Below are 2,105 nucleotides of genomic sequence, written 5' to 3' on the forward strand. Positions count from 1 at the left end.
ACCACCTTTACGTTTCATCTTCTCCCACTCACGATAGGTCATATGCGGGATTACTTCTGTTGTTCCATCGTCATTACGCACACGCATTACACCAGGCAAATCATCCTCATCAATGTAATGCAATAATTTACAACGACAATTGATATTCTCTTTTGCACTATTCACACCAACAAACAATTTAGGTGCTTGTCCTATGCAACCACTTGATTTGAAGTTTTCATCAAGCGGTATGCTTTCACCATCTAAATGTCTGTGTGTGTCACGTGTCCGTGTATCCTTTGTTGCAAACCAACGTTTCATCATTCTAAAACCATTGTCTTGTGCTACATGAGCACTGTCTAAGTTGGCTTGCGACAATGCTCTACCTGTTTCTGTACGTGCTACACGTAACGCCTGCGCTTTACTCATACCTAAGTCGTCACTAATCGCTTTAGCAGTCCTAGCGTAACCCTCGCCACTCAAAATGCCTTGTGTAATGTGCACACGTAATCGCTTCAATACGTCGTTTCTGTGCTTTTGTAATGTAGGTACTAACTTGATAAACTCAATTGGCTGTTCAATTGCTTTGTTGATTATGTCTGCGGTTGGTATATCAAATTGCATAGATGTTTGACTGGCCATTTCATAAAGAAACAAACTCATCATGTATTGCTCGATATAGACATTCTGTTGTGTCTTTTTAATAGCTTTAGCAACTTCTCGATAGTCACCAGTCATCATATCCGCAATGCGCGCTAATTGTTTGTTGAGACGATTGTATTTGTTGAATTCTGTCCAGGTGACGTGCGGGTCGTCTGACTCGTACTTCGCATACATCTCAGCTAATTCTCGCTTAATGACTTTCAATCTTTCAGCGAACAACACTTCAAGTTCTTTTTCTGCCTGCTGTCTCAATCTTTCAATATATTTATCTATGTCATTCTGATTGGTTATTTTGCGTTCCGGCATTGCTGTCACCCTCTAACGATGGTAGTTGGTTGTTAAAATCGATATTGTCTTGTTCAATACGTTCCATTTCAGCCACAGGATCAGTAACCCAAGGGTGATTAGTAATAACTGTTTCTTTAGATAAGTATTGCGATTGTACACCAATTTGTGATTGCTCTAACTCATTAACCATGACATTAAAGTTAAAGCTAATCTCAATGTCATGTACATCGATATTCAATTTGTAAAAATCGATGATGTAACGCAATAGTTCTTGCAACGCAGTAAGCGTCTTATTTTTCAGTTTGTTCGCTTTTAAGTCTAGATTGCTATACATAAACTTGAGCGCGATACCTGATGGACTGTTACCGAATTTGTCTTGTTGGAAGTCAACACCTTGACCAAACTCAATAATGTAATCACGTAACATGTCTAGGTATTCTTTCGACGACTGTACTGGCACTTCAATTTGAATAGTATCAACACCACTACCACTACCATCACCGTCTACATTGATTGCTTTATAGTATTTGAGGTTCTGCATAAATTCATCTAAATCTTGACCCTCGTAACCTTTCAAAATGTAAATAAGTTCAGTCGATTCCTCAAATGTGTTTTGAGTATCACTCAATCGCTTATCCATTGCATCAATTATTGTCTTGTACATAAACAAGTCGCTAACTTCTTGTGGATTATTCTTGAACGGAATGAATGGCACTCGGTTCCAACTCATCTTTTTGTCACCAATGTAGTAATGCGCTTGAATGTTGTCGTCGCCGTGATAATAATCGGGAATCAATTGACCATGTTGCAATTCGTAAAAAGTAACTTCTGCGTCCGTCCAATATTCAACTCGTTCGCTACCATCAAGCTCATACAAACGAATGAATGCTTTAAGCTCGTCTCGTTCTTTGTTCGTCCAAATTGGTATTGCTTGTTCTGCAGGCACCCTAAATGTTTTAAATTCGCCTTGTTCATCGATATAAGGTTGTAACCACTCAATGCCTTTGTTACTTGCTGCAGTCAATATATCGACAAGTTTGTCATCCCATTTGTGATTAAGTACCTCTTGTATCTTCTTGAGTGATTGCTCGTCATCAGTACCGAATGTAATAGGATTACCTACCGCATAAGCTACTTTTTGATCAACTAAATTTTGATGGTAATTCGTGTACATT

The 2,105-nt window shown here is 38.7% G+C and carries 2 protein-coding genes; both read right to left on the reverse strand.

Annotated features, from left to right (window positions below):
- Nucleotides 1-948: phage minor head protein (locus CD138_RS09875; protein WP_103265982.1), on the reverse strand; the 948-nt coding region annotated here is incomplete at its 3' end.
- The coding region (locus CD138_RS09880) for a phage portal protein (RefSeq protein WP_103265983.1) at nt 917-2,105 on the reverse strand (1,189 nt) is incomplete at its 5' end. The genes CD138_RS09875 and CD138_RS09880, both read right to left, overlap by 32 nt.

Source organism: Staphylococcus intermedius NCTC 11048 (assembly GCF_002902385.1).
Classification (GTDB): Bacteria; Bacillota; Bacilli; order Staphylococcales; family Staphylococcaceae; genus Staphylococcus; species Staphylococcus intermedius.